Origin of the sequence: Streptomyces sp. CA2R106 (genome assembly GCF_037034245.1) — a bacterium.
Lineage (GTDB): Bacteria > Actinomycetota > Actinomycetes > Streptomycetales > Streptomycetaceae > Actinacidiphila.
In genome coordinates, this window is sequence record NZ_JBAGKC010000248.1 from 1 (window position 1) to 207 (window position 207).

The 207-nt window shown below is 67.1% G+C and carries 1 protein-coding gene; it reads right to left on the minus strand.

Annotation, left to right across the window (positions count from 1 at the left end; translation table 11 throughout):
* Positions 1–207 (minus strand): hypothetical protein (locus WA788_RS35960; protein ID WP_335984776.1); only part of this gene is annotated, 207 nt, incomplete at both ends.

Genomic DNA, 207 nt, shown 5'->3' on the forward strand with positions numbered 1-207 from the left:
TCGCCATCCAGTTGGGCGGTATCCACCACCCGCGCCTCAAGCGTCGAATAGAACGGCACCGGACTACTGACCGGGGACAGTCCCGCCAGATCCTCAGCCAGACACTCCCTCACCGCCTCGACATGTGCGGTGTGGGAGGCGTAGTCGACCGCGATCCGCCGCGCCCCACGCTCCGCAAACGCCTCCGCGAACTCCGCACACGCATGG